This window comes from Glycomyces salinus, from assembly GCF_016428645.1.
Classification (GTDB): domain Bacteria; phylum Actinomycetota; class Actinomycetes; order Mycobacteriales; family Micromonosporaceae; genus Glycomyces; species Glycomyces salinus.
This window is the reverse complement of the sequence record NZ_JAELXW010000023.1, coordinates 88,382-113,784: the sequence shown is the minus strand read 5'-3', so window position 1 is coordinate 113,784 and position 25,403 is coordinate 88,382. Positions and strand designations below refer to the sequence as shown.

At 70.4% G+C, this 25,403-nt stretch carries 24 protein-coding genes; 12 read left to right on the top strand and 12 right to left on the bottom strand.

Features of this window, described 5'->3' with window-relative positions:
• Positions 1 to 343: hypothetical protein (locus JFB92_RS09500; RefSeq protein ID WP_199037416.1), on the top strand; the 343-nt coding region annotated here is incomplete at its 5' end.
• A 169-nt stretch (positions 344 to 512) separates the two neighbouring features.
• Here JFB92_RS09500 and JFB92_RS09495 read toward each other — a convergent pair.
• Complete coding sequence (locus JFB92_RS09495) at positions 513 to 878, bottom strand: VOC family protein (protein WP_199037414.1); 366 nt, start codon at positions 876 to 878, stop codon at positions 513 to 515.
• 111 nt (positions 879 to 989) lie between these two features.
• Between JFB92_RS09495 and JFB92_RS09490 the strand changes: the two genes are divergently transcribed.
• Positions 990 to 1,937: a helix-turn-helix transcriptional regulator gene (locus JFB92_RS09490; protein WP_199037412.1), complete on the top strand. Its 948-nt coding sequence runs from the start codon at positions 990 to 992 to the stop codon at positions 1,935 to 1,937.
• A gap of 71 nt (positions 1,938 to 2,008) precedes the next feature.
• Positions 2,009 to 3,250, top strand: coding sequence for a DUF6236 family protein (locus JFB92_RS09485; RefSeq protein ID WP_199037410.1), 1,242 nt, complete (start codon positions 2,009 to 2,011; stop codon positions 3,248 to 3,250).
• 504 nt (positions 3,251 to 3,754) lie between these two features.
• Here JFB92_RS09485 and JFB92_RS09480 read toward each other — a convergent pair.
• From JFB92_RS09480 to JFB92_RS09465, 4 genes are all read right to left on the bottom strand, one after another.
• Entirely contained in the window at positions 3,755 to 4,636 is an 882-nt protein-coding gene (locus tag JFB92_RS09480; RefSeq protein ID WP_199037408.1) for a carbohydrate ABC transporter permease, read from the bottom strand.
• Complete coding sequence (locus tag JFB92_RS26550) at positions 4,633 to 5,628, bottom strand: ABC transporter permease (protein WP_199037406.1); 996 nt, start codon at positions 5,626 to 5,628, stop codon at positions 4,633 to 4,635. Before JFB92_RS26550 ends, JFB92_RS09480 begins: the two co-directional genes overlap by 4 nt.
• The gene (locus JFB92_RS09470; RefSeq protein WP_199037404.1) at positions 5,625 to 7,292 is read right to left on the bottom strand and encodes an extracellular solute-binding protein; all 1,668 of its coding nucleotides are present in this window, start codon (positions 7,290 to 7,292) and stop codon (positions 5,625 to 5,627) included. Before JFB92_RS09470 ends, JFB92_RS26550 begins: the two co-directional genes overlap by 4 nt.
• A gap of 129 nt (positions 7,293 to 7,421) precedes the next feature.
• Positions 7,422 to 9,095 carry an N-6 DNA methylase gene (locus tag JFB92_RS09465; protein ID WP_199037402.1) on the bottom strand — a complete coding sequence of 558 codons (1,674 nt, stop codon included), beginning with the start codon at positions 9,093 to 9,095 and terminating at the stop codon, positions 7,422 to 7,424.
• A gap of 131 nt (positions 9,096 to 9,226) precedes the next feature.
• Here JFB92_RS09465 and JFB92_RS09460 point away from each other — a divergent pair, with 131 nt between their 5' ends.
• Positions 9,227 to 9,799 (top strand): hypothetical protein, encoded by a 573-nt coding sequence (locus JFB92_RS09460; RefSeq protein ID WP_199037400.1) that lies wholly within the window; start codon positions 9,227 to 9,229, stop codon positions 9,797 to 9,799.
• Positions 9,800 to 9,866: 67 nt separating this feature from the next.
• Here JFB92_RS09460 and JFB92_RS09455 read toward each other — a convergent pair whose 3' ends face one another.
• The 3 genes from JFB92_RS09455 to JFB92_RS09445 form a co-directional block, all read right to left on the bottom strand.
• The gene (locus tag JFB92_RS09455) at positions 9,867 to 10,565 is read right to left on the bottom strand and encodes a ComEA family DNA-binding protein (protein ID WP_199037398.1); all 699 of its coding nucleotides are present in this window, start codon (positions 10,563 to 10,565) and stop codon (positions 9,867 to 9,869) included.
• Complete coding sequence (locus JFB92_RS09450; RefSeq protein ID WP_199037396.1) at positions 10,562 to 12,007, bottom strand: serine/threonine-protein kinase; 1,446 nt, start codon at positions 12,005 to 12,007, stop codon at positions 10,562 to 10,564. Before JFB92_RS09450 ends, JFB92_RS09455 begins: the two co-directional genes overlap by 4 nt.
• A 71-nt stretch (positions 12,008 to 12,078) precedes the next feature.
• Positions 12,079 to 13,119, bottom strand: a complete 1,041-nt coding sequence (locus JFB92_RS09445; RefSeq protein WP_199037394.1) for a hypothetical protein — start codon at positions 13,117 to 13,119, stop codon at positions 12,079 to 12,081.
• A gap of 392 nt (positions 13,120 to 13,511) precedes the next feature.
• Here JFB92_RS09445 and JFB92_RS09440 point away from each other — a divergent pair, with 392 nt between their 5' ends.
• The 5 genes from JFB92_RS09440 to JFB92_RS09420 all read left to right on the top strand — a co-directional run bounded on the left by JFB92_RS09440 (position 13,512) and on the right by JFB92_RS09420 (position 18,921).
• Positions 13,512 to 14,183, top strand: coding sequence for a hypothetical protein (locus JFB92_RS09440; protein ID WP_199037392.1), 672 nt, complete (start codon positions 13,512 to 13,514; stop codon positions 14,181 to 14,183).
• A gap of 304 nt (positions 14,184 to 14,487) precedes the next feature.
• Positions 14,488 to 15,108, top strand: coding sequence for a DUF4272 domain-containing protein (locus JFB92_RS09435; RefSeq protein ID WP_199037390.1), 621 nt, complete (start codon positions 14,488 to 14,490; stop codon positions 15,106 to 15,108).
• Between the two features lie 117 nt (positions 15,109 to 15,225).
• Positions 15,226 to 16,332, top strand: coding sequence for an adenosine deaminase (locus JFB92_RS09430; protein ID WP_199037388.1), 1,107 nt, complete (start codon positions 15,226 to 15,228; stop codon positions 16,330 to 16,332).
• A gap of 21 nt (positions 16,333 to 16,353) precedes the next feature.
• Positions 16,354 to 17,592, top strand: a complete 1,239-nt coding sequence (locus tag JFB92_RS09425) for an amidohydrolase family protein (protein ID WP_199037386.1) — start codon at positions 16,354 to 16,356, stop codon at positions 17,590 to 17,592.
• A gap of 690 nt (positions 17,593 to 18,282) precedes the next feature.
• Complete coding sequence (locus JFB92_RS09420; RefSeq protein WP_199037437.1) at positions 18,283 to 18,921, top strand: class I SAM-dependent methyltransferase; 639 nt, start codon at positions 18,283 to 18,285, stop codon at positions 18,919 to 18,921.
• A gap of 34 nt (positions 18,922 to 18,955) precedes the next feature.
• Here the strand turns inward: JFB92_RS09420 and JFB92_RS09415 are convergent, their stop codons facing one another.
• The 3 genes from JFB92_RS09415 to JFB92_RS09405 all read right to left on the bottom strand — a co-directional run bounded on the left by JFB92_RS09415 (position 18,956) and on the right by JFB92_RS09405 (position 22,023).
• Complete coding sequence (locus JFB92_RS09415; RefSeq protein ID WP_199037379.1) at positions 18,956 to 20,209, bottom strand: RNA-guided endonuclease InsQ/TnpB family protein; 1,254 nt, start codon at positions 20,207 to 20,209, stop codon at positions 18,956 to 18,958.
• 136 nt (positions 20,210 to 20,345) lie between these two features.
• Complete coding sequence (locus tag JFB92_RS09410) at positions 20,346 to 21,089, bottom strand: carbonic anhydrase (protein WP_199037377.1); 744 nt, start codon at positions 21,087 to 21,089, stop codon at positions 20,346 to 20,348.
• 79 nt (positions 21,090 to 21,168) lie between these two features.
• A complete protein-coding gene (locus tag JFB92_RS09405; RefSeq protein WP_199037375.1) occupies positions 21,169 to 22,023 on the bottom strand; it encodes a dioxygenase family protein in 855 nt (284 codons plus the stop codon).
• A gap of 82 nt (positions 22,024 to 22,105) precedes the next feature.
• On the opposite strand from JFB92_RS09405, the gene JFB92_RS09400 reads away from it, so the two are divergent.
• Positions 22,106 to 22,564, top strand: coding sequence for a MarR family winged helix-turn-helix transcriptional regulator (locus JFB92_RS09400; RefSeq protein ID WP_199037373.1), 459 nt, complete (start codon positions 22,106 to 22,108; stop codon positions 22,562 to 22,564).
• Between the two features lie 63 nt (positions 22,565 to 22,627).
• Here JFB92_RS09400 and wrbA read toward each other — a convergent pair whose 3' ends face one another.
• Positions 22,628 to 23,251, bottom strand: coding sequence for an NAD(P)H:quinone oxidoreductase (gene wrbA / locus JFB92_RS09395; protein ID WP_199037371.1), 624 nt, complete (start codon positions 23,249 to 23,251; stop codon positions 22,628 to 22,630).
• Positions 23,252 to 23,717: 466 nt separating this feature from the next.
• Here wrbA and JFB92_RS09390 point away from each other — a divergent pair, with 466 nt between their 5' ends.
• Complete coding sequence (locus JFB92_RS09390; protein ID WP_199037369.1) at positions 23,718 to 25,037, top strand: geranylgeranyl reductase family protein; 1,320 nt, start codon at positions 23,718 to 23,720, stop codon at positions 25,035 to 25,037.
• A gap of 4 nt (positions 25,038 to 25,041) precedes the next feature.
• A complete protein-coding gene (locus tag JFB92_RS09385; RefSeq protein WP_199037367.1) occupies positions 25,042 to 25,401 on the top strand; it encodes an NADH-quinone oxidoreductase subunit A in 360 nt (119 codons plus the stop codon).
• Positions 25,402 to 25,403 lie beyond the last annotated feature (2 nt).

The window sequence follows — 25,403 nt, the reverse complement described above, 5'->3', positions numbered from 1 at the left end:
CGACCGGGCCGAGCTCGCCGACTGCACCACCGGACTCCGCCTGGCGCGGCCGGACCTGCGCTGGCGGCGCGCCGAGGCCCTCATCCGGGCCTGCTACGGCGAATCGAGCCGCTATCTCGAGGTGCCGACGAGCGAGCAGCCGGCCCTGATGTGGGCCGTCCTGGCCCGCATCGTCCCGCCCGATGCCGGTGACGACGCCCTCACGGCGTTGTTCGACCGCGCCGACCGCCTCGGCTGCCGGATCGTCGCCGGGGTCTTCGAAACCGAGCGCCTCTACGGCTGGGCCGATGAGGACGACCCCGACGGTGACGAACCACCGGCGGTCGCCGAAGAACCACGGTGAACGACGTCGAACCCATCCGGGACGCCATGGCGGGCCCGACCTTCGGCGACCGGGACCGACTCGAACGGCCGCGCGGCAGGCAGCAAGACGCACCTGCCGCGCGGCGAGACCGACCAGCTCCCGCACGGCGCCGCCGAAGGCGTCAACCGCCGCTTCGGAGGGGTACCTGTCAGTCGACCGGTGCGACCCGGATCAGGTTGCCGTCGGGGTCGGCCATCACGAAGGTCCGGCCGAACACCGCGTCGTACGGTTCGCGGACGACCTCCACGCCCTTGTCCTTCCACGCCTGGAACTGCGCGTCGATCCGCTCGGGGCCTTCAGACAGGCACAGGCACACTTCGCTGGTGCGCGGAGCGGAGCGGTCCACCTCGCCCTCGTCGAGTCTCCAGACGGCGAGCTGGACCCCGCCGCCCAGGTCGAACGCGATGAAGTGGGGCGACTCGAAGCTCGGCTCCATCGCGAACAGGTCGCCGTAGAAGCGGGCCGCGGCCGGGGCGTCGTTGACGTAGACGATGAACATGTTCGGTGCGGTCATCGTGCGTTCCTTCCTGGTTCGGCGCCCGGGCGGGCGCCTCGTTGCGTGGACGGGGCCAACGTAGGCGGATAAGGTGACGGAATCGGTCATGTTCTCTGGGAGAATCTCGGAATGACTCCCGACAGGTTCTTCTCGCTGCTGGTGGCCCTGCGGTCGCGGCCGGCCACGACGGTCGCCTCGCTCGCGGCCGAGACCGGGGTCTCGGACCGGACGGTCATCCGGGACCTGCACTGGCTGCGGGACGCCGGATTTCCGGTGGTGATGCGGCGCGGCCGCTACGGCGGGGTCACCCTGCTGCCCGGGGGCGCGCTGGACACCTCCCGGCTGACGCCCGCCGAGCGCGAGCACCTGGCGCTGACCGGGCTCGACGACGCCCAGCGCGAGCGGCTGGGCGTCGAGGAGACCAGCTCCCGAGCGATGCGCAAGGTCGCCGCTTCACGGTCCCAGGACGGGCTGGCGGCCCTCGGGGATCTCGTGGTCAGCGACAACCGGCCCTGGTACGGGCGCGAACCCGAGGGCACCGCGCCCGCCGAGCTCGTCGGCGATCTGCGGCGCGGCGTGCGCTTGAAACTGTGGTACCGGCGGTCGGACGGGACGGCCGGTCCGCGGATCGTCGATCCGTACGGGCTGCTGGCGAAGGGCGGCCGCTGGTATCTCGTCGCCGACCAGGACGGCCGGCCGCGCCTGTTCAACCTGCAGCGGCTTTCGCGGTGGGAGCCGCTGCGGGCCGCCAAGCGGCTGCGGGACGGGGCGAGCCTGGCCGGCGTCGCGGCCGAGCTGACCGCCGGGTGGGAGCAGGGCGGGGACAAGGAGATGCGGCTGCTCATCGAGGTGTGGGAGGCCGAGCGGATCGACCGCGTCGAGCGCATGCTCGGATCGCGCCTCGAGATCGACGGCGAGGACGAGCGCGGGCGCGTGCTCGGCCGGTTCCGCTACCGGCACCTCGAGGACGTGCGGCTGCTGCTGCCGTTCGGCAACACGGTCACCGTCCTCGACCCGCCCGAGGCCCGCCGTCGGCTCGCCGAGCTCGCCTCAGAGATCTTCGACCACTACCGCTGAACGCAGCTCCTGTGCAGGTCGTGGATCATCGGGTCCGAAGCGGTGCGGCAGGCGACGGGCACAATGGTCTGATGGTGACCTCGATCGGCTTGTACTACCCCTACACCCACTTCCACGACCGTGCCTGGCTCAAGCTCGCCGCCCTGTACTGGCCGAACATGGCGCGCATCGCGCCACTTGGTTACTCCGACGGCGACAACCGGGATGCGCGGGTGCTTCGCGAGGAGCTCGACTTCATCCTCGACCTCGGGCCCCGCGCAGACGTGCTGGTGGATGCGTCGGCGAGGGTGTCGGGTGCGCTGCGTGAACACGGCCCGGATCTGGTGGACCGCTACCGGATCCCGATTCGCGAAGTCCATACGGTGGGAGGGGCGTCCAGCGCCGGGGAGCGGCGAGTCGAATACCGGTTCCCGGACCTCGACGAATCGGTCAGGGTCGAGAATCCTGCGCGGCGCTGGCCGGAGCCGGTCCGATATCCGGTTCCGGAATCCTTCGGGCGCCTCATCGGGCTGCATTCGCGCAAGATCAGTAGACGGCTCGGCGAACTGCTGGTGGCGACGAATCTGGCGGTCTTCGACTCTGATCATGAGTACGCGGCGGTGCATCCGAACTTCGCCTGGGCCTATATGTGCATGCTCGCCGACGAGGTGGCCGAGCGCGAGGGGCTGGTGGCGGTGTCCGACGACCTTTCGGCATACGGGGCCTGCGGGACCTGGACCGCCGAACGCTTCGCGTCCGCGCTGCTGGGTCAGGACCTCGAGGAGGACCAGGGGGAAGCCGATCCGTATTCTCGCGTGGGGATGCTGGCATTGCGCATCGCCGTTCCGGTCGATCCGGCCGCGGTCCCGGTCGAGAAGATCGTCAAGATCCGGCGGCGGTACGCAGCCGAGTTCGACGCCTTCCATGACCTCGTTTCCGCGAGCGGAGTCGAGCTGTCGGCCGAGCTCGAGGGGATTCGGGACACTGACGTACTGGAGGCGTATCTCGAGCAGGAGGTCTCGCGCAGGTTCGAGCGTCCGCTCGAGGACCTGCGCCGAGCGATGCGCGGCCTCGGCGTCGACACGGTGCTGGGCGCGACCTCGCTCAAGTTCGAGTTCCCGGCGGCCGCGGCGCTGGCGGCCGGTTGGGCGGCCGGGCAGCCGGTTGTCGCGGCGGCGGGAGCCGCGTTCGGGCTCGGTGCCTGGTACCGGGCCGCGCGGGCGAAACGCCACGGCGAGATCCGCAACTCGCCGGTCGGCTACCTGTGGCGAATCGAGAAGCGCCTGAAGGGCGCAGAGCTGATGCGTCGCATGGTCAACCCGTTCCAAAGCTGAGTTGCCGGAGCCCGACTCGATCCGAGCCGCACTCGATTCTCAGTCCGACCCCTTCCGCTGGCAGTCCCATACCACGGCATGGGACCTGTCGGACGATTATGGGCAAAGGTCATCATTCAGGGTAAACCGTCGGAGGATCGCGAATGGCCTCAAGTCGTCATGCGCTCTAGTCGAACGGAGGAGACTGCAGATGGCGTTGACCGACAGCAAACCCGAGGCCAGGTCCAAGACCGGGTCCCGAGCAGGTTCCAAGTCCAGGCCCAAGGCCGACTCGGCCAAGCGGCCGGCGAACCAGGCCGCGCGGGCGAGGACCGCGCGCCGCATCGCCACAGGTGTAGCGGCCGCGTCGGTCGTCGGCCTGGCGGTCGCGGGGACCGCCCGCGCCGTCCGGAACAACGATCGGGCGATTCCGAAGCTCCCGGCTCCGGGAGCCGCATCGAGGCCGACATCGTCTCGAAGGGTGTCGAACTGGCCTTCGTCGATCGGAGCGGCCGGTCGGCCCGCTCAGCCCTTGACCGCGCCGATGATCACTCCCTTCTTGAAGTGCTTCTGCACGAACGGGTAGATGATCAGTGCCGGGACGATCGCGACGACCACGATCGCCATCTTGACCGCCAGGGTCGGCGGGGCCGACTCCAGGCCCGAGGCCTGGGGGAGCGGGGCCGACTCGACCACGTAGGTGCGCAGCACCAACGCCAGCGGCCACTTCGAGGTGTCGTCGAGGTACAGGAACGCGTTGAACCAGTTGTTCCAGTACGCCACCGCGTAGAACAGCGTCACCACCGCGATCGGCGCCTTGGACAGCGGCGCGACGATCCGCCATAGGATGCGGAACTCCCCGGCGCCGTCGATCCGGGCCGAGTCGAACAGCTCCTGCGGGATGTTCATGAAGAAGGCGCGCAGGACCACCACGTTGAACGCCGAGACCGCCATCGGCAGGATGATGGCCAGGTAGTTGTCCCGCAGCCCCAGCGCGCTCACCCACAGGTAGACGGGGATCAGCCCGGGGAAGATCACGAACATCAGCAGCACCGAGAACAGGATTGTCTTGTGGCCGAGCGACCCGGGCCGGGACAGCGAGTAGGCGCCCAGGATCGAGACCAGGACGCTCAGCAGCGTCCCGAACGCGGTGACGCCCAGCGACACCACGAGCGCGTCCAGGACGACCGGGTTGCGGAACATCTGCTCGTAGGCGTCGAAGCTGACCCCGTCCGAGGGCCACACGACCAGGCCGCCGACTCGCTGCACGGTCTCGGCGCTCGACAGGCTCGTCAGCGCGATCGTATACAGCGGGAACAGGATCAGCAGCATGATGACCGCGATGCTCAGCGCCTTGCCGGCCCGGCCGGCCGCGGTCGGTTTCTCTTCCCAAGCGGCTCGATTCATGACCTCGAATACACTCCTCGCTCGCCGAGCATGTGGGCGACCTTGTTGGCCGCCAGGATCAGGACCAGGCCGACCACGCCCTTGAACAGGCCCGCGGCGGCCCCGTAGTCGAAGTCGCCCACGCGGATGCCGCTGTAGTACACGAACGTGTCGAACACCTCCGACGCCTGCGAACCGACCGCGCTGCGCTGGAGGAAGAACTGCTCGAATCCCACGTTCAGCGCGTCGCCGAGGCGCAGGATCAGCAGCAGGACGATCACCGGACGCAGGCCCGGCAGCGTGATGTGCCACAGCCGCCGCCACCGTCCGGCGCCGTCCACGGCGGCCGCCTCATAGAGCGCGGGGCTGATGGCGGCCAGCGCCGCCAGGAAGATGATCGCCCCGAACCCGGCGTCCTTCCAGATCGCCTGGGAGGTCACCAGCAGGATGAACGTGTCCGAATTGGTCATCCAGTCCAGGCCCTCGAAGCCGTTGCGGCGCAGCAGCTGGCTGAGCAGGCCCGCCCCGCCGACCATCTGCTGGAAGATCGCGATGACCAGCACCCAGGAGAAGAAGTAGGGCAGGTACACCACGCTCTGGAGCATCGACCGCAGCCGCTCGGAGGCGAGCGAGTGCATCAGCAGCGCCAGCATGATCGGAATCGGGAAGTAGAACACCAGCTGGAAGGCCGTTATCGACAGCGTGTTGGTGAGCGCCCGGAGGAACTCGGGGTCGCCGAACAGGGCCTGGAAGTGGGTGAAGCCGACGATCCGGGAGCCGAAGACCCCGCCGGTGTAGGGCTTGTAGTCCTGGAAGGCGATCACGTTGCCCAGGGACGGGATCCACCAGAACCCCCACACCAGGATCATCATCGGCAGCGCCATGACCAGCAGCGGCCAGTCGTGGCGCAGCCGCAGCCTCCAGTGCGGCCGCGGCTTGGGCTGCGTCCGGCGGGCCGGGGCGGCCGCCTCCCCGGCCGCGGGCGCCGGGGAGGGCTTCGTTCCGGCGGTCACAGGCGGCCGTTCTCTTCGGCCACTTCGGTGTAGTACTCGCGCGCGGCGTCGCCGGCCTTCTCTCGCCAGTCGGCGACCATTCCCTCCCATTCGGACATGTCGCGCTGGCCGCGGTAGATCTCGTGGTACATGTCCTTCATGGGCTCGTTCTCGGCGGCCATGTCCGAGGGCATCTCCACGCGCAGCCCCTGGAAGGGGTGGTCGTCGAGGTACTGCGCGGCCTTCTCCTGCCAGGCGTGGTAGCCCTCGACCAGCCCCGAGTACTGGAATTTGAAGTTCGCGTTCGAGCGGCCCGAGAGGAACAGGTAGGTGTTGGCGACCTCGGTCTGGCCCAGTTCGGTCCGCTGCGGCACGCCATCGTCGTCCACTTCGAAGTGGACGCCTTCGACGCCGTCCCAGACCAGGTCCCATTCCCTGGTGCCGAACGGGGCCGAGCACCAGTTCGCCACGCGCAGGCACTCCTCGACGCGCTCCTCGGACAGGTCCTTCCTGATGAAGGTGAACATCCCGGCAGGGTCGCCGCGCCACATGAAGGGCGTTCCGTCCGCGTCCGGGGCCATCGGGTCGAGCGGCCACAGCTGGAATCCCTCGACGCCGGCGTAGGTGCCCTGCATCTCGTGCCAGGCCCCGAGGCCGTCCTCGTAGAAGACCGCCTGGCCCGAGCCGATGAGCTCCTTGGCGTTGGTGAACTTGTCGGCCACGTAGTCCGGGTGCACCAGGTCCTTCTCGAACAGGCCGCGGATGTACTCGATGGCGGCGGCGAACTCCTCGGTCTCGAACTTGTGGACCAGCTCGCCGCCCTCGACGCGCCACAGTGTCGGCGCGCCCATCGCCTGCTGGACGGCCTCGTCGATGCTGCCGATGGCCCACCGGTTCGCCGCGGGGTCGTTGACCTCCTCGGCGCGCTCGAGGAGTTCTTGCAGGTTGGTGGGCATGGCCAGGTCCATGCCCTCGAGGGTGTCCAGGCGGGCGAACATGCCGATCTCGTACGGCTCCCGCTCCCAGGGCACGCCCAGGAGCGTCCCGCCGAAGACGCCCATGGCCCAGGCGTCGGTGGGGTAGTTGGCCAGCAGCGGGTAGTCGGCGACCTTGTCGCCGGCGATGTAGGGGGACAGGTCGGCGAACAGCTCCTTGGCCGCCTCGGTGAAGTCGGAGAGCTTGATGATCTCCCAGCCGGGGATCTGGAACATGTCCGGCACGTCCCCGCTGGCCAGGGTCGTGGTGATCTTCTCGGTGTAGTTGTTGCCGTCGGCGATGTTGAACCTGACGGTTCCGCCGAGGGCCTCGTTGACCGCGGTGAAGTAGGAGTTGTCGGGCAGGCCCGGCGGGGTCGGATTCCACAGGGGAGTGATCGCGGTGATCTCCTCGCCGGTGGTCATCGGGGCCTCGGTGACCGCCTCGGTCACCTCGGCGGGCCGGGCGAGGAAGCCGGGCGAGACGGTGCCGTCGGCCGAGCCGGGCAGGTCGGGTTCGAGTCCGGCCTCGTAGGGGATGTTCTTCGGCAGCAGGTCGGCCAGTTCGTCGGTGCCCGCGGCGGTGCCGTCGCCGGATTCGTCGAGTTCGGCGCATCCGGCCGCCCCGGCGACCACGGCCGCGGCCGACGCGGACCGGAGGAGGGTTCTGCGGTTGAGGTTGAACGTCCGTGCAGCGCGGTCTTCGCCCATGTCGACGCCTTTCAAGGAGTTGCGGGGGTCGTCGAGTGCCGGTCGTCGAAAGGCCCGTATGACTTTGTCGGTATGTCTAAACAAAGGCAATATAACTTGATCAATGAGATCCCTGCAACACCGGTCCCACTACTCGGCCACCGCGGCCGACCCGCTCGCCAGTCCTGCCGCGGCGTGCTCGGCCAGGTCATCGGCGAGGTCGCGGGCCCGGTCGAGGCGGTCGCGGACGGCGAGGACCTCGGCGAACGCCCGGCCGCGGCGGCGCTGCTCGGCGGCGGTCAGGCGCGGGACCTTGACCGCGAGGATCCGCCGCCGCGAGCCGGTCGCGCTCTGCTTCGCGGCCGTGGGAAGTCGGGCGGCCAGCACGGCCGCGATCCAGGCCGGCTCGAAGGCCGGGTCGACGCATCGGACGATCCACTGTGAATCGTCGGCGGAGTCGAGGGGGCCGAGCCTGACGGTGCGCTCCCCGGCCGGGTCGACGATCACTCCCTCGCCCTTTGCCGCCCCGGCGCGGATCTCGACCAGGCCGTCGCGCTCGAGCTCGGCCAGGCTCGCCTCCGGCCCCGACCCGCCCGCGCCGGAGGTGAAGCGCGGCAGCGGGGCCGCCAGCGACTCCAGGGAGGCCGCGAGCGCCTCGGCAGTCGCGGCCAGATCGTCCGCGCTGGTCTCGGAGGCGGCCAGATAGGACGCCGGCGAGAGGTCGACGTCCTCGTCCCACAGGCGCATCAGCGGGACCGTGGCCGAGTGGGGCGTGGCGAGGTCGGCCTCCGGATCGGACTCGAGGGCGAGCCAGGTCGCGGCGAAGTCGCCGCCGGTCGAGACCAGGAGCCGGCTGCTCTCCCCGCGCGGGACCAGGACCCAGATGTGGGCCTTGGAATCGGGGTGGTCCACCACGGCCCGCAGCGAGCCCCAGCGCAGCAGCTCGGAGCGGATGCGGCGTCCCGAGCGCCGGTGGGCCACGGCCGCGGGCATCCGGACGGCGGCGACGCCCCCGGGCGCCAGCAGTGCGAGGCAGTGCAGCGCCCACGCCAGCTCGGGCTCGGTGCGCGGGGGCGTCCCGTAGGCCAGGCGCGCGTCGTCGCCGGAGGGGAGCCGTTCGTGGCCGGAGTCCTTGACGTTGAACGGCGGGTCGCACACCACCAGGTCGTAGCGGCGCGTCCCCAGCGGGTCGAGCAGGGAGTCGCCGGCCTCGGCGGCGACGCGGGCGTCCGGCAGGGCCAGCCGCAGCCGCCGGGCGCAGAGCGCGGCCCGGGCCTGTGAGAGGTCCTTGCCGGTGACCTCCTGGAGGTCGGTCGCCTTCCCGGCGAGCTCGAGCAGCAGGTCCCCGTCCTCGCAGGCCGGGTCGTGGACCGTCAGGGACCGGCCGGTGGCGGCGCAGGCGGCGGCGACCTCGGCCAGCGCCGCCAGGCCCGGCCGGTGCCCCGCCCCGGACGCCTCGCGGGCGCGCTCGACGAAGAACTCGAACACTTCGGCGGGGGCGGCGGTCTCGGTCAGCTCCGCCACGGCCTCGCCCAGGCCGGTGCCGGAGTCCGACAGCGCCGCGCCGATCGCCTCGATCGCCTTCTCCGGGCTGAGGGTGCTCTGGAGGGAGAACCAGAGGCGGTCGGCGGCGGTGATACCCAGCGGGCGGTCGTGCTGGGCGGCCCAGCGCTCGATCTCGGCCAGGCGGAACCGCGGGCGGCGCGAGCCCTGGTCCACCGGATCGGGGAAGTCGGGCTCCCGGCGGCGCCAGTTGCTGACGGCGTTGCGTCCGACGCCCGCGAGGCGTGCCAGGTCGGTCAAGGTGATGGTCTCGTCGCTCATGCGCTCCCCTGTTCCGTGTTGACCGAATCGTAACGCACCCCCGGTTGCTGAACCTCGACACAACACACTATGCTCGTGAAGTGAGTTCACAATAATTTCGTATTGAACATCCAATCACGAGGAGAAGCATCATGAGTATCGACGTCAAGAAGCTCGCGATGATCGGCGCCGTCGGACTGCTCGGGTTCGGCCTGGCCGCCTGCGACTCCGAAGCCGGCTCCGACAGCGGCGGCGACACCGAGACCTCGGAGGCGGCCGAGGAGACCGCCGCCGACGGCACCAGCCCGGACTCCCCGCTCCCGGCCGGCACCGAGGTCGAGGTCGGCGACTGGACCATCACCGTCTCCGACGTGGAACTCGACGCGACCGAGGCCGTCCTCGCCGAGAACGAGTTCAACGAGGAGCCCGCCGACGGCAACCAGTTCGCGATGTACGCCGTCGAGGGCACCTACAACGGCGACGAGACCGGGACCCTCTGGCTCGACCTCACCATCGGCGTCTTCGCCGGCGGCACCTACTACGACGATTGCCCCAACGTCATCCCCGACGACCTCATCGACAGCTCCGAGGTCGCCAACGGCGCCGACGCCTCCGGCAACGAATGCGCCGAGATCCCCTCGGCCGACGCCGACGGCGCCCTCATCTACATCGAGGACATCTGGTCGATCGACGACGACAACCGGGTCTACCTCGAAATCGCCTAGAGAGCGGCGAATCCGGACCGGAGGGCGCGGAGGTCCAGGGGCGGAACCCGCGCCCTCCCTTTCCTCCCTAAGGGATGAAGATCGCGTACTCGTTCAGGTGGTGCTCGAAAGCCGGGCTGATCTCGACCACCAGCAGCACCTCGCCCAGGCTGGTGAACGGCCCGACCAGCTCCACCCGCTCGCGGATCTGCCGCGCGCCCTCCGGCGTGACACCCGGCAGCGAGGTCAGCACCTGCGGCGGCGCGTGGTTGATGTCGACCAGACCCCCGTCGTCGAACTGCCGGGGCAGGTCCGGCCGCCCGATCGCCAGCCGCTTGGCCAGCATCGGATCGGCCGCGGCCGTCCGGCGGGCCTGCTCCCGCAGGCGCCGCGCCCGGTCGACCGCCTCCGCCCCGGCCTCCCGCGCCACCGGCACCCGATCGGCGGGCGGATACAGCGCCCACACCTGGCCCCGGATCACGAACAGGTGCAGCGTGGCCACGATCGCGGGGAAGAACACACCCACATAGAAGACGACGTCGGCCCACAGCGGAGGCGTCCGGCCGAACTCGCCGGCGACCCCGAAGGCGGCGACCAGGAGGGCACCGTGGACGATCAGCGCGACGAGCGTCAGGGCGCTGCGACGCTTCGCCAGCGCGATGCCCAACGAGATCGGAGCGCCGAATCCGCACGTCAGCAGCGGCAGCAGCGCCCACAGGACGGTGCCCACCTCGGTGAGGGCTCTGGAGCGATTGCGTTGCGGGGCAAGTGGACCGGGGGCGGTCATCTGATAACTGGACTCCCAGGGGCAGGCGGGGACTGCGTCGGCCGCCCCGGGGCAGCCTGCGAGGGAGCCGACCAGGATCGGAGCAGCCGGTCGGCCTCGATCGTATCGGTGTCGTTCGGGCCCAACGACGCGGCCATGTCGCGTGCGACGGCGGCCAGTTCCCGGTGCGCCTCGGGCCCCCGCCCGAGCGAGGCGAGCATGTCCACCGCGACCCGCCTGCTGCGCAGCGTCCGGCGGTCCCCGGCCCCCAGCAGGCGCCGCTGCCGCTCGACCACGCTGCCCAGTCCGGTCAGCGCCGCCGACGCTCTTCCGAGCGAGGCGAGGCATTGGGCCGCCCTCATCTGGCAGTGCAGCGCCCGCGCCGGATCGGACGCCTCCAGATCGGCCGCCAGGGACCGGAACGCCGACAGCGCCGCAGAGGCGTCCCCGGCCTCCAGGGTCCGCTCGGCCTCGGCCACCCGGCCCGCATCGGCCCCGGCAGGGGCGGCCGGGGCCGCCGCGGCGATCCGAGCGGCCGCCTCCGGCGGCGCCAGCGGCGCCCGGAACGGCCAGGTCGGGTCGCCCGAATCGCCCGCGCGCTCGCCCGAGACCGGGACGCGGGCCAGCAGACCCGCCAGCGAGGCGTACACCTCGGCGGCGTCGCCGGGCCGCTCGGCCGGGTCCTTGCGCAGCAGGCGGGAGACCAGGCCGTCCAATTCGGGCGGCAGCTCGGACCGGTGGCGGCGCACCGGATCGGGCCGCTCGTTCAAGTGCGCGGTCTGCACCTCGTAGCCCGAGCCGCGCTCGGCGAACAGGCGCCGCCCGGTCGCGATCTCGAACAGTAGCGCCCCCAGCGCGTACAGGTCGGTCTCCGGGCCCGCCGGGCGTCCCCGGATCTGCTCGGGCGCCATGTAGTTGAGCGTCCCGGGCTTGTCGCCGGTGGCCGTCAACCGGGACGCCCCGGTCTCCAGCACCGCCGCGATCCCGAAGTCGACGACGTTCACCAGGCCGTCGAGGCCGACGATGATGTTGGCGGGCTTGAGGTCCCGGTGCACCACCCCGGACCGGTGCGCCGCTGCCAGCACCGACGCCAACTGCGCGCCGATCGCGACCGTCCAGTCCACCGGCAGCGGCGACGCGGCCTCGTCGAGCAGGTCGCGCAGGCTCAGCCCCGGCAGGTACTCCATGACCAGGTACAACTCGCCGGTGTCGGCCTCGAGACCGGCGTCGAAGATCGCCGGGACGCCCGGATGCGCGATGCGGGCGGTGACGCGCGCTTCACGGCGGAACCGGCCGATCGCCTCCTCGCGGTCGGGCCCGTCGAGCAGGTCGGCCTTGACGACCTTGACCGCGACCTCGCGGTCCAGGCGGTCGTCGACGCCCTGCCAGACCCGACCCATGCCGCCGGAACCGACCGGCCGCGCGAGTTCGTACCGGCCGCCGATGACGCGAGTGGAGTTCACCGCACCTTTCTACCCGGCCGACGCCGCCCACCGCTCGGCCCCCGGCGGCGATGCCGCCGAGGGCCGGCCGTTCACTTCCGGCAGTTCCAGACGACCGCGTTGAGCACGTGGCCGTACTCGTTCTCACCGGCGAAGACGTTGCCGGCGACTTGGGTGCCGTCGTCGCTGATGCTGGTGCCCTGGTCGCCGAACCAGTTGTCGTCCGGGTCGACCGCGCCGGGCAGTTTGAAGCGGTCGGAGTCGGTGACCACGGCCGCGTAGGGATCGACGCTCCCCGAGACCCATCCGTCGGGATTGACCGACCCGGTCGTGTCGAGCTTGACCGTCTCGGCGGTGCCCTCGTCGAGGTTCCAGAGAATGCCGACCGAACCGTCGGTCTCGGGCGCCCGGAGGTAGCCGACCACCCAGCCCTCGTCGATCTCCTTCGGGTAGGAGTGGGCCGTGCCCGGCTCGATCCCGTCGGGCATCGGCAGCGCGGCCCCCTCGCCGTCCGCGTCCCAGACGTATGGCCTGTAGTTGCCGTTCAAGGCGTCCTCGTAGTAGCCGACGATCGTGCCGTCCTCGTCGATCGAGGTGGCCGTGCCCGACAGGGCCCCCTTCGGAAGCGGCAGGTCCACCGGCTCGGACTCGCCGGCCGGCCACAGGACCGGAACGGACGGGTAGTCGCCGCGACTGCCGACGATGTCCCCGGCCTCGTTGACGTCGCGGGCGTCGCCGCCGCCCTCGCCCGCGTCGAGCTTTTCGAGCTTCCCCTCGGTCCACACGAACGGGATCTGCACCCCGTCGATGAACGAGAAGCCGACGGCCGTCCCCTCGGAGTTGACCCCGCCGACGCTCTGATCCGCGCCGGGCACCGGGATGTCGGTGACCTCCCCGTCCTGGTAGAGCCGCAGCGGGCGCGCGAAGTCGGAGTTCGGGTCGGCCGGATACGTCCGGTAGGCCACGATCGAGCCGTCGTCGCTCGCGGCCGTGGTGAAGGTGAACGACGTGCCTTCGGGGATCGGCAGCGTGGTCATCACGCACTCGGCGGCCGCATCCTGGGCCTCCTCGGCCGACGCCGCTTGGCCCGGATAGACCGCTCCCGCCGCCAGCACCGCCGCGGCAGCGGCCACGGCCCTGCGCCCCTTGAGATCTCGTCGCGCCGTTCTCGACATGTGTCCGCCCTTTCAGGTGTGAGGTATGACCGGAATCGGCCGACCCCGGCCCTCATAGGACGCAGCGCGCACCGCCGAGGTTGTCCGACTCGGGCGAATTTCCACCGAATCCGGCCCCGAGCGGCGAATGTGGACTCCGCCGGTGCGCGCTTCCCGTCGCGCTTCTCGCCCACCTCGGTGAAAGGTGATCTCCGCCATTTCTGTCCGGTTTCGTCGCTGCCGCCGCTCGTGCGGCGACGTCAGGGCGGTCGTGCCCGGTCCCGGCTGTGGCGGGCGCCCTCTAGAGTCGAGAAGCTCGATGCGCCCTGCCGGCCCGCACGGCGCGCCCCGTCCAACAATCGAAAGAGACCATGAAACGATTCCTATCCCTCGGCGCCATCGCGCTGGCCGCGGCCGCGCTCACCGGATGCGGCCTCCTCGAGGAAGACTCGACCGACGCCGAATCCGAAGTCAGCGGCGACCAGGTCGACGCCGCCGCCGAAGCCGCCTCCGGCGACTGCCTGCCCCAGGAAGTCCTCAGCGAGGACCCCGATGTGTTCACCATCGACTGCTCCGACCCCGAGGCGTACTGGTCCATCACCGCCATCGACGGCGACACCGACGCCACCGCCGCGGCCGGCGACCTGACCGACTACCAGCCGGCCTTCGACCTCTGCGGCGAAGAAGTCGGCGCCTTCCTGCCGGGCAAGCCCCTCACCGACTGGAACATGATCTACGACCAGGTCTCCGGTGAAGTCGACTACCTGTTCTGCGTCGAGGCGATCGCCGAGCCCGACGAGGAGGGCCGCACCGCCGTCGTCCCCGCCGCCGGCGACTGCTTCTCGAGCGCCGACGCCACCTGGTCCACCGTGCCGTGCGACTCCGAACTGGCCGACTACTCCGTGGCCGACGTCGTCGAGCTGGAACTGACCGAGCACGCCGCCGCCGACCTCGAAGCGGCCGCGACCGAATGCGGTGAGACCGTCTACTACGAACTGACCGACCTGTTCGGCCGCACCTCCGCGCTCCTCTGCGTCGAGTAGCCGCCGGAACACGCTGAGCAGGGCCGGGGCACTCGCCCCGGCCCTGCTTCGTTCCCGCGCAGGCCCGGCCACAGGGGACCGGCCGAACACCCTGCGAAACTCCTGTGCAACCCCGATGAGATGACGGCGGTGACGGCAGGAATATGACGAGGGGCCGATTGACTCGGCCGTGTGTCGGACGCTACAGTCTTTCAAAACCACCCCTCCGTGTCATGTGACCACCCCGTCAGGTGAACCCTTAGTGGTGTAGGGAGCCGTCATGCCGTCGCTGATCTCAGACCCGCGCTCCGTGAGACTGCGTACAGTGGACGGCCTGAGTGCCCTCGGCATACCCGCCCCGCCCGCGGACTTCCCGATGCCCTTCCCCCAGCGGCAGATGCCGAAACTGCGCCCGCGCATCCACCTCGAGGCCCGCGCGGCGATCCTCAACATCGTCCAGGCCCGCGTCTTCGGCATGCCCGAGGAACTGGCCATGCGCTGGCTCCTCGACGCCCACGTCCTGGACCACCTCACCCCCGACGAATGGGGGTTCATCGCCTGCGGCAGGGGCGAGCGCACCCGCTACGCCGACCAGCTCGAAAGCCTCTACGCCGTCACCTGGCTCCTGGGCCTGGCCGACCACCTCGACCCCGGCGCCGAGTGCAGCGAGGACCTGCCCGAGCTGCTGCCGGACCTGCGCGCCCCCGAGAGCTTCGGCGACTGGCGCGACCGCCGCCTGACCCCCACCCGCGACTCGGCCGTCGTCGCCGAGATGTTCGATCTCTACTACTGCCTCGACTGGATCTGCGACCAGGCCCGGCGCTCCGGGAGGGCGCTGCCGAGCGGCGTCGACGACAACCTGGTGTGGCACCGCCGCTGGGCCCTGGAGTGGGCCGTGGTCTTCGCCGAGGAGCGCCCCGCGCACTGGGACGAAGTCAGGATGTGAGTCGCCGGTCCGCCCGGGCCCGGGCCGGAACCCGAAAGACTCCGCGTGTCCGACGCGTCGGGGACGAGGTCCGCATGTGAGTCAGGTCCGCTTTCCTAGACGACTAGGATTCGTGGGATGAATTCCGGACCGCTGACCACCGAACAGATCCGCTCCGCCCCGAAGGCCGTGCTCCACGAGCACCTCGACGGCGGCCTGCGCCCCCAGACGATCATCGACATCGCCGACGAGATCGGCTACCGGCTGCCCCGGACCGAAGCCGGCGAGCTGGGCGAATGGTTCTTCGACGCGGCCAGCTCCGGCACCCTCGAACGCTACCTGGAAACCTTCGCGCACACCGTCGCCGTCCTCCAGAAGCCCGAGCACTGCTCCCGCGTCGCCGCCGAAGCGGTCCAGGACCTGGCCGCCGACGGCGTCGTCTACGCCGAACTCCGCTACGCCCCCGAGCAGCAGCAGGCCGGAGGCATGAGCCTCGAGGAGGTCGTCGAGGCCACCCAGGACGGACTCGAAGAGGGCGAGCGCCTGGCCCGGGCGGCCGGCCACACCATCGAGACCGGCACCATCCTGTGCGGGATGCGCCACGCCGACCGCGTGATGGAGGCGGCGCAGCTGGCGGTCAAGTACCGCGACAAGGGCGTGGTCGGCTTCGACATCGCCGGAGCCGAGATCGGGTTCCCGGCCAGCCGCCACAAGGCCGCCTTCGACCACCTGCGGGCCGAGTCCATGCCGTTCACCATCCACGCCGGGGAGTCGGTGGGGAAGGAGTCGGTCTGGCAGGCCGTCCAGCAGTGCGGCACCCTCCGCCTCGGCCACGGCGTCAGGCTCGACGAGGACCTCGAATGGGAGACCGACGTCGACGGCATGCTCCGCCCCCGCCTCGGCCGCCTGGCCGAATGGGTCCGGGACCGGCGCATCGCCCTGGAGGTGTGCCCCTCATCCAACCTCCAGACCGGCGCCGCCTCCTCGATCGAGGGCCACCCGATCCAGACGTTCTTCGACCTGGACTTCCGCGTCACGGTCAACAACGACAACCGCCTGATGAGCCGCACCAGCGCCTCCCGCGAGTTCGCGCTGCTCTCGAAGGCGTTCGGCTGGGGCTGGGACGAGATCGAGACGGTGACCGTGAACGCGATGGAGGCCGCCTTCAGCCCCTACCCCGAGCGCCGCCGCCGCATCGACCAGATCGTCCGCCCGGCCTACCGGCGGCTGCGAGAGTCCGCCTAGGACCCTGGGTAAGCTTCGGTCATGCACGTCTACACAGCCCCCGTGGTCGTCCCCATTGCGGGCGAGATCATCCGCGAGGGCGCCGTCGGGGTCGACCAGGGGCGCATCGCCTACGTCGGCCCCGCCGACGACGCCCCCGAGGCCGAGGCCACCACCGAGTTCGACGGCGTCATGACCCCCGGTCTGGTCAACGCCCACACGCACCTGTGCTACACCGGCTACGCCGACATGCACGAAGGCGAGAAGGAATTCTTCGAGTGGATCCAGGAATTCGCCCGCCGCAACCCCGCCAACACCGATGAGGAGTGGAAGGCCGCCACCCGGTCGGGCATCGACCAGTCGCTGCGCGCGGGAGTGACCGCCGTGGCCGACGTGGTCACCCCCGCGGCGGCCTTCGAACCGCTCCTGGCCTCCGACCTGGCGGGGATCGCCTACTGGGAGGCCTGCTTCATCGACGACGACTCCTGGGACGAGCGCCGCGGCCCCTGGCGGGAGGTCGTCACCGAGAACCGCGCGGTCAACAACTCCGCGATCGCCGTCGGCATCAGCCCGCACACCCTCTACACGCTCGGCACCGGCGTCATCAAGGCCCTGGTCGAGCACGCCCGCACCCTCGACATCCGCCTCCACCCGCACCTGGCCGAGACCGGGCACGAGGAAATGTTCGTGCGCGGCGGCGCCGGGCCGTTCGCGTTCATGAACCGCCGCATGGGGCTCAAGCTCCAGCTCGGCGACGGCGGCGCCGGGCACTCCCCGGCCGCCGAAATGGGCAAACTGGACCTGCTGGGCGGCGACGTCCACGTCGCCCACGGCGTCCACCTCGACAAGGACGACCGGGCCCTGCTGCGCGAGAAGGGCACCGCGGTCGCCCTGTGCGCCCGCTCCAACGCCCGCCTCGAGTCCGGGGAGCCGCCGGTGGCCGCCCATCGCGCCGAAGGCAACCCCGTCGCGGTCGGCACCGACTCCCGGGCCTCGGCGCCCGACCTCGACGTCGCCGCCGAACTGCCGGTGCTGCGCAGGCTCGCGCTCGCCCAGGGCGACGACGGCGAGGGGCTCAACGAATGGCTCTTCCGCGCCGCCACCGAGGGCGGGGCGGCCGCGCTCGGCCGCACCGACATCGGCGCGATCAAGGCCGGCGCCCGCGCCGACCTGGCCGTCTTCGACGTCGACACCGACAAGAACCCGTACGCCGCGCTGGTCGGCTCCGCGGCCGGCAACTGCAAGGCCACCGTCGTGGCCGGGCGGCTGATCGAGCATTGAGTTTCGATAACGGTTCGGTCTCACTGCTTGTCTCCCCGCGGCACCGTCCGCAATAGTGATGGGGCCGCGAGGCCGCCGAATCTTTTCCCCGACGGGGAATTCCCCGTTTATCCCCTGGAGACGGCGGGGTGCGCGTTTGTGTGTGTACGCGCGCCCCGCCGACCGGCCCAAACTCCGACAGAACCCCCCTCATCGGGCCGAACCAGCGTTCTGCCAGCCGAAATATGACAGCGCACACGCGCTAGTTATCGCTTGGGTTACGTGGGATAACGGTTCGGTTTCATAGATCGACATCACACCCCGCCATACGTCAGTGTGGTCGGTGTAGCGCAGGCCGCACGCGGTGATCTCCACGACTCGTCCGCGGCGGCCCGCGGCCGAACCACTCGACGACGCGGAGGAGAGGTGCACATGACGACCAGCAGAGCCGTCACGCATCGTATTTCCTCCCGAACCGGTCCGAGTATCTTCCGAACCTTTCCCACGGGCGACGCGCCGGGCCCCTTCCTCCCCCGCTCCCTCAGGCCCGCGTGAGGCGCTACCAGCGCCTGCCCGCTAACCCCTTGATCCGCCGGGGCCCACAACCACAGGGCTCCGGCGGATTGTTCGTGACCGGTGTGCGAGGCTGAGCGGGTGAGCCAGGCGAATGAACCGCATACACCGCGTAAGGAGCCCGGGCGCATCGCGGCGATGTTCGACCGGGTCGCGCCCCGATACGACCGCACCAACACCCTGATGGTCGCCGGGCAGGACCGGCGCTGGCGCCGGGCCACCCGCGAGGCCCTCAGCCTCCAGCCCGGCGAGCGCTGCCTCGACCTCGGCGCCGGCACCGGCGTCTCGACCGCCGAGCTGGCCAGGTCCGGGGCCGACGTCGTCGGCGCCGACCTCTCGCTCGGCATGCTCAGGGCCCACCGGGACCGCCAGGTCCCGCTGGTGGCCGCCGACGCGCTGCGCCTGCCGTTCGCCGACGACGCCTTCAACGCCGTCACCGGCTCGTTCTTCATCCGCAACGTCGCCGACCTCGACGCCTGCCTGGCCGAGATCCTGCGGGTCCTGGCACCGGGCGGCCGCATGGTGCTGTGCGAGGTCTCCAGGCCGGTGTGGCGGCCGTACCGCGCCGCGCACGGCGTGTTCGTCAAGCACGTGCTGCCGCGCGTGGCCGCCAGGGTCTCCTCCGACGCCGAGGCCTACCGGTACCTGGCCGAGTCGACCATGGAATGGCCCGACCAGGCCGGGTTCGCCGATCGGATCGTCGCGGCCGGCTTCCGGAAGGTCGCCTGGCGCAACCTCGCCGGCGGCGCGGTGGCCCTCCACCGCGGCTTCAATTGACATCCTCACCTTCCTTCAGGAAGGCGATTCCCGGCTAGCTGACCGTGGTCAGGGTACGGGTGGGTTCCTCGTTCCGTCCCGCTGGGCGGGTGTTTCGGGCGATGCCAGGTGTCCCTGGTCTTACCTGCCCTCCGGAGGCGTTTACCGTCTCCGCCTGCCCGGCGGCGACCATGCGTCGTCCTTCTTCAAGGATGTTGACGGCGGCGTTCAGGTCGCGGTCGTGGACGGCCCCGCACCGGCACACCCATTCACGGACCCGCAAGCCCTCCCGGCCCTTGGGGCCGGCGAGGACACCGCAGGCAGCGCACAACTGCGTGGACGGGAAGTACCGGTCCACCTTCGCGAACGTGCGCCCGGCCCGTGCCGCCTTCGACGCCAACCGGTCGGTGAACATCCCCAGTGCGGCATCGTGGATCGACTTCGCTCCCCGGCCACGGGCCAGGCCCCGCACCGACAGGTCTTCGACATAGATGCCTTGATTCTCGGCAACTATGGTCGCGACCTGCTGGTTGATCCAGTCGTCCCGGCGGTGTCTGATCTGCTCGTGGACCCGCGCCACTCTGGCGCGGGCCTTCTCGCGGTTGGCCGAGCCGCGCTGCTTGCGCGACAGCACCCGCTGCGCCTTGGTGAGTTTGCGCTCCAGCCTGCGGAAGAACCGAGGGTTCTCGATGACCTTCCCGCCTGAGAGGACCGCGAAGTCCTTCAAGCCCAGGTCGATACCGGTCTCGTCCTCGACCGGCGGCAGGGTCGCCTCACCGTCGAGCGCCACCACGAAACTGGCGTAGTACTTTCCGGTCGCCGTCTTGACCACCGTCACCGAGGTCGGCTCGGACGGCAGCTCCCGCGACCAGGCGACCTTGACATCGCCGATCTTCGGCACCCTGAGTTTGCCACTGCCGAGCACCCGGAACCGGGCGTTCCGCGTGAAGCGGATCGACTGGGTGTTCGAGCGGCGCTTGAACCTCGGCGGGCTCATCCTCGGTCCGGCCCGCTGGCCCGACAACGAGTCGAAGAAATTCTGCCAGGCGCGGTCGGCGTCGGCCAGGGCCTGCTGCAACACCACCGCCGACACCTCGGCCAGCCACGCCCGCTCCGGGGTCCGCTTCGCCTCGGTGATCAGCGCCTTCGACAGTGCTGCCGTCGTCGGGTACGGCTTGCCGTCGGCGTGGGCTCGCTTCCGGGCCGCGACCGCGTCGTTGTAGACCACGCGGGCACAGCCGAAGCTCCGGGCCAGGGCCGCGCGTTGCGGGCCTGTCGGATAAAGCCGGAACCGGTACCGCAGGAGCACGAACCGACCATAACGCCCGGGTACGACAAGTCCCGCTGACGCGGGACCGTCGGGCAGACAATCGACCTGGAATCCCCTCCGGCCTGAAGACCGGAGCACCCTCCAGACTCCAGGTAGCGGCGGAGGGCCGTCCGGTTCAGAGGCGCTCGACCTCGCCGGTCTCCAGCGAGTAGTAGGCGCCGACGATCTCGGTGCCGTTGCCCACCAGCGGCTCGAACTCGGGGGTCCGGGCGAGCTGTTCGACGGTGTAGGCGACGTTGGCGCGGATCATCGCCTCGATCAGCTCCTCCTTGTCGTCGGTCGTGCCCTCGACGGCCTCGTACGCGGGCCGGAGCGCCTCGGTGATCTGGTCGAACAGGTCGCCGTCCTCGTCGCCGGCGCCGATGGTCTCGGCGGCGTGGGTGACCGCGCCGCAGTGCTGGTGGCCCAGGACCACCACCAGCGGCGTGTCGAGCGCGTTGGGGCCGTAGCCGACCGATTCGACGATCAGGGGGTCGAAGGTGCTGCCGGCGGTGCGGACGGTCATGAGGTCGCCGTTGCCGGTGTCGAAGACGTACTGGGGCGAGACGCGGGAGTCGACGCAGCCGAAGACGATCGCCCACGGCGCCTGGCCGTCGACGAGCTCCTCGCGCAGCGAGGGCTCGCCGCCGGGGTGGAGCGGCTCGCCGGAGGCCCATCGCTCGTTGCCCTCGACCAGGAGGTCCCAGGCCTCGTCGGCGTTGGCGGGCCGGCCGGCCGGCACGGCGGGTGCGGTGGTCTCGGAGGCTCCGGCTCCGCCGGAGTCCTCGCCGGAGCAGGCGGTCAGTGCTGCGCCGAGACCGAGGGCCCCGGCTCCGGCGAGGAGGCCCCGCCGGGTGGAAATGAGAGATTTGCTCGTCATGTCCGGAGGCTATGCATGCGAGGTTGTTTACTTGAATGTCGGACTATCGGTTGTGAAATACCTCGCGCGCTCTAGCGAGTCAGTCCAGTTTGAAGGACCGCTTCGCCAGGCCGAGCCAGAAGCCGTCGATGACCGTCCGGGCCGGAGCCTCGGGGTCGGCGGCGGCGCCGTAGGTCACGAACAGCGGGATGTAGTGGTCGACCGTCGGGTGCGCGTACGGCATCCCGGGAGCGGCCGAGGCGTAGTCGGCCAGGGTCGCGATGTCGCCGGCGCCGATCGCCTCGGCGGCCCAGGCGTCGAAGTCGGCCGACCAGCCCTGGACCCGCTCGGGGCGGCGCCAGTCGATGTAGGGCAGCCCGTGGGTCATGAAGCCGGAGCCGATCACGAGGTAGCCCTCCTCGCGCAGCGGGCGCAGCCGCGCCCCGATGGCCATGAGCCGGTCCGGGTCGTGGGTGGGGATCGACAGCTGGAGCACCGGGACGTCGGCGTCGGGGTACATCACCTTCAGCGGCACCCACGCCCCGTGGTCGAGCCCGCGGCTCGGGTGCCGGTGCAGCGGCTCGGCGTCCGGCATGGCCGCGGCCACCCGGTCCGCCATCGCCGTCGCGTCGGGTGTGTCGTATCTCATGGAGTAGTAGCGGGCGTCGAAACCGCCGAAGTCGTAGACCAGCGGCGTGCCCGCCGCGGGGGCCGAGAGCATGAGCGGGGCCGACTCCCAGTGGGCCGAGACGATGAGGACGCCCTTGGGCCGGGGCATCCGCTGGGCCCACTCGAAAAGCTGCCCGATCCACTCGGCCTCGTCGAACAGCGGCGGAGCGCCGTGGCTGAGGTAGACCGCCGGCAGCGGACCGTCGGCGTCGGTCCAGTCGCGCCGCTCGGCGGCGCGGGGCGCGGTCGTCTCGAGGAAGGAGTCGAAGGCGGCTCCGGCGGGCATGGCGGCCTCCAGATAGTTAAAGCTTCAACTAAATAGTACTCGTTTTGCTTGAGGAATCAACTAGCGACGCTAGGCTTGCGGGATGAATGACGAGGCGCCCTGGCTCGACGACGACGAGATGACCACCTGGCTGGGTCTCATAGGCGTGGTCATGAGGCTGCCGGTCGCGCTCGATGAGCAGCTGCGGCGCGACGCGCGGATGAGCCACTTCGAGTTCGGCGTCCTGGCCCACCTGGAGCACGCCGAGGACCAGACCATGCGCATGAGCGACCTGGCCTTCCTGAGCAACGGCTCCCTCTCGCGCCTGTCCCACGTGGCCAAGCGCCTCGAGGACGAGGGCCTCATCGAGCGCTTCGCCTGCCCCTCCGACGGCCGCTCGACCCTGGCGCGGCTGACCGACGGCGGCCGCCGCAGGCTCGCCGAGGCCGCCCCCGGGCACGTCCGCCTCGTCCGCGAGCTGGTCTTCGACCAGCTCGACGAGGGCGAGACCGCCGAACTCGGGCGGATCGCCGGCCGCCTGCTGGAGCGCCTCAAGCAGTAGACGCGAACGGGCCCGGCCGATCCCCGCCCCGAGTCGGGGATCGGCCGGGCCCGCTGCGAAGCGTCAGGCCGCGACGGAGGCGCGACCGGCCTTGAGGGCGGCCGCGGTGGCGACCACGCGCTCGGCCTGGGCGGCCGCACCGGTCAGCACGGTCTCGTCGATCTCGGAGTCGAAGCCGAAGTGGGCCGCGCCGTACGGGCTGGCGTTGGCGAACAGGGCCTCGTTGGCGTAGCCGGGGGCCACGATGATGCCGCCGAAGTGGTGGAAGGAGTTGTAGAGCGCCAGGATGGTCGACTCGTTGCCGCCGTGCTTGCCGGAGGTGGCGGCGAAGCCCGAGTACACCTTGTCGGCCAGCTTGCCCTGGAACCACAGCGGGCCGAGGGTGTCGATGAACTGCTTGAGCTGGGCGGCGACGTTGCCGTAGCGGGTGGGCGAGCCCATGATGACCGCGTCGGCCCAGACGATGTCGTCGCCGGTGGCCACGGGGAGCTCGGCGATGGCCTTGGCGTTCTCGACCGCGGCCGGGTTGGAATCGATGGCCTCCTGGGGCGCCAGCTCGGCGGCGCGTACCAGGCGGACCTCGGCGCCGGCCTTCTCGGCGGAGTCGGCGATGTGGCGGGCCAGCTTGGTGACGTTGCCGGTGAAGGAGTAGAAGACGACTGCGACCTTGACGGGTTCGACGGACATGCTGCATACCTCTATTGCTCAGGTGTCGGCGGCGCGGCCGCCGAAGACTCGGATTGGTTCAACTTTGAACCTTCTGACTCCCGACCTTAGCGAGATTTCCGCCAAGGTTCAAATTTGAACCAATGTGGCCCTCGCCACCGCCGCCTTTGTTGCGAGAGCGTTTCATTGGTTCGGAAGGTTCGGGTGCTCCGGAATGTCTGCTTCGTCACTGGACTCACCGGTGTATTCGCCGCGAGTGCGCCACCCGTGCCTCCGGTTCCGTCACGGCACATCCGTACGCCTCGTGACCACCCGTAACAGCAACTTAGGCAGACCTAAGTGACGGTGGGTGGTTAGCGAAGATCTAGACTGCGGACAAATGCTTGTGAATGGCTTCACAAGTGATGTGGCCCGGTAAGAACGATCACCGCCCCAGTACCGGCGGAGCTTGCGACGCCGAGAATCGGCTCAGTCTGAGAGGACGCCTGTGACCACGCCAGTGACGCCCGACGCCGACGTCATCGTCGTCGGCGCCGGCCCCGGTGGTTCAGCGGCGGCCTACCATCTGGCCCGCCGCGGACTCGACGTCCTGCTGCTGGAGAAGACCGCCTTCCCCCGAGAGAAGGTCTGCGGCGACGGCCTCACCCCCCGCTCCGTGGCGGGACTGCTCAAGATGGGCGTCGACACCTCGCCCGAGGCCGGCTGGACCCGCAACCGCGGTCTGCGCGTGGTCGCCGACGACCGCGTCCTCGAACTCGACTGGCCGGTCCTGGACTCCTTCCCCGACTACGGCCTCACCCGCACCCGGGCCGACTTCGACCAGCTCCTGGCCTCCAAGGCCGTCGAGGCCGGCGCCTCCCTCCAGACCGGCGTCAACGTCACCGCCCCCGAATTCGACCTCGCCGGGCGCGTGGCCGGCGTCAGCGCCCGCCGCGACGGCCGGACCGTCCGCTACCGCGCCCCCGTCGTCATCGCCGCCGACGGCGTCTCCGGACGCCTCGCCCTGGCCCTGGGCGTCAAACGCGACCCGAAGCGCCCCATGGGCGTGGCCGTGCGCCGCTACTACGAATCCGAGGCCAAGCACGACGACCCCTACCTCGAGTCCTGGCTGTCGCTGCGGACCGCCGACGCGCCCGAGGTCATCCAGCCCGGCTACGGCTGGATCTTCGGCCTCGGCGACGGCCGCGTCAACGTCGGACTCGGCGTCCTCAACTCCTCGACCGGCTACGGCAAGACCGACTACCGGGCGCTGCTGCGCGACTGGCTCGCCACCACCCCCGAAGAGTGGGGCCTGCGCGAAGAGACCGCCGCCGACGGCCCGGTCCGCGGCGCCGCCCTGCCCATGGGCTTCAACCGCGTCCCCCACTACACCCGCGGCATGATCCTCGTCGGCGACTCCGGCGGCATGGTCAACCCCTTCAACGGCGAGGGCATCGCCTACGCCGTCGAGGCCGGCGAGATCGCCGCCCGCGCCGTCGCCGAGGCCCTGCGGCAGCCGAACGCGCCCCGCCGCGAGGCCCGCCTGCGGGCCTACGGCGCGCAGATGGACGCGCACCTGGGCTCCTACTACCGCATGGGCGAGATCTTCGTCCACCTCATCGGGAACCCGCGCATCATGCGGCTGTGCACCGAGTACGGACTGCGCAGCCGCCCGCTCATGCGGATCGTGCTGAAACTGCTGGCGAACCTCACCGACACCCCCGGGCGCGACCTGGCCGACAGGGTCGTCAACGGGATCCGGATCGCCACCCCCCGACAGGGCCGGACCCCAGTCCGGCTCGCCAGCCTAGACGGAAGGAGGGCTTGAGCCGATGGAAGTCTATGTGCCCGTCATCGTCATGTTCGCGATCGGACTCGGGTTCGCGCTCGTCTCCATCGTCGCCTCGCGCATCGCCGGACCCTTCCGGCGCAACCGCGCCAAATCCGACCCCTACGAAAGCGGCATCGAGCCCGCCCCGAGCTCCTCCGGGCCCACCAAGTTCCCGGTGAAGTTCTACCTGACGGCGATGCTGTTCATCGTCTTCGACATCGAGATCATCTTCCTGGTGCCGTGGGCGGTCCACCACGACGTGCTCGGAATCTTCGGATTCTGGGCCGTCGTCATGTTCATCGGAGCGTTGTTCGTCGCCTACGCCTACGAATGGCGTCGCGGCGGATTGGACTGGGATTAGCG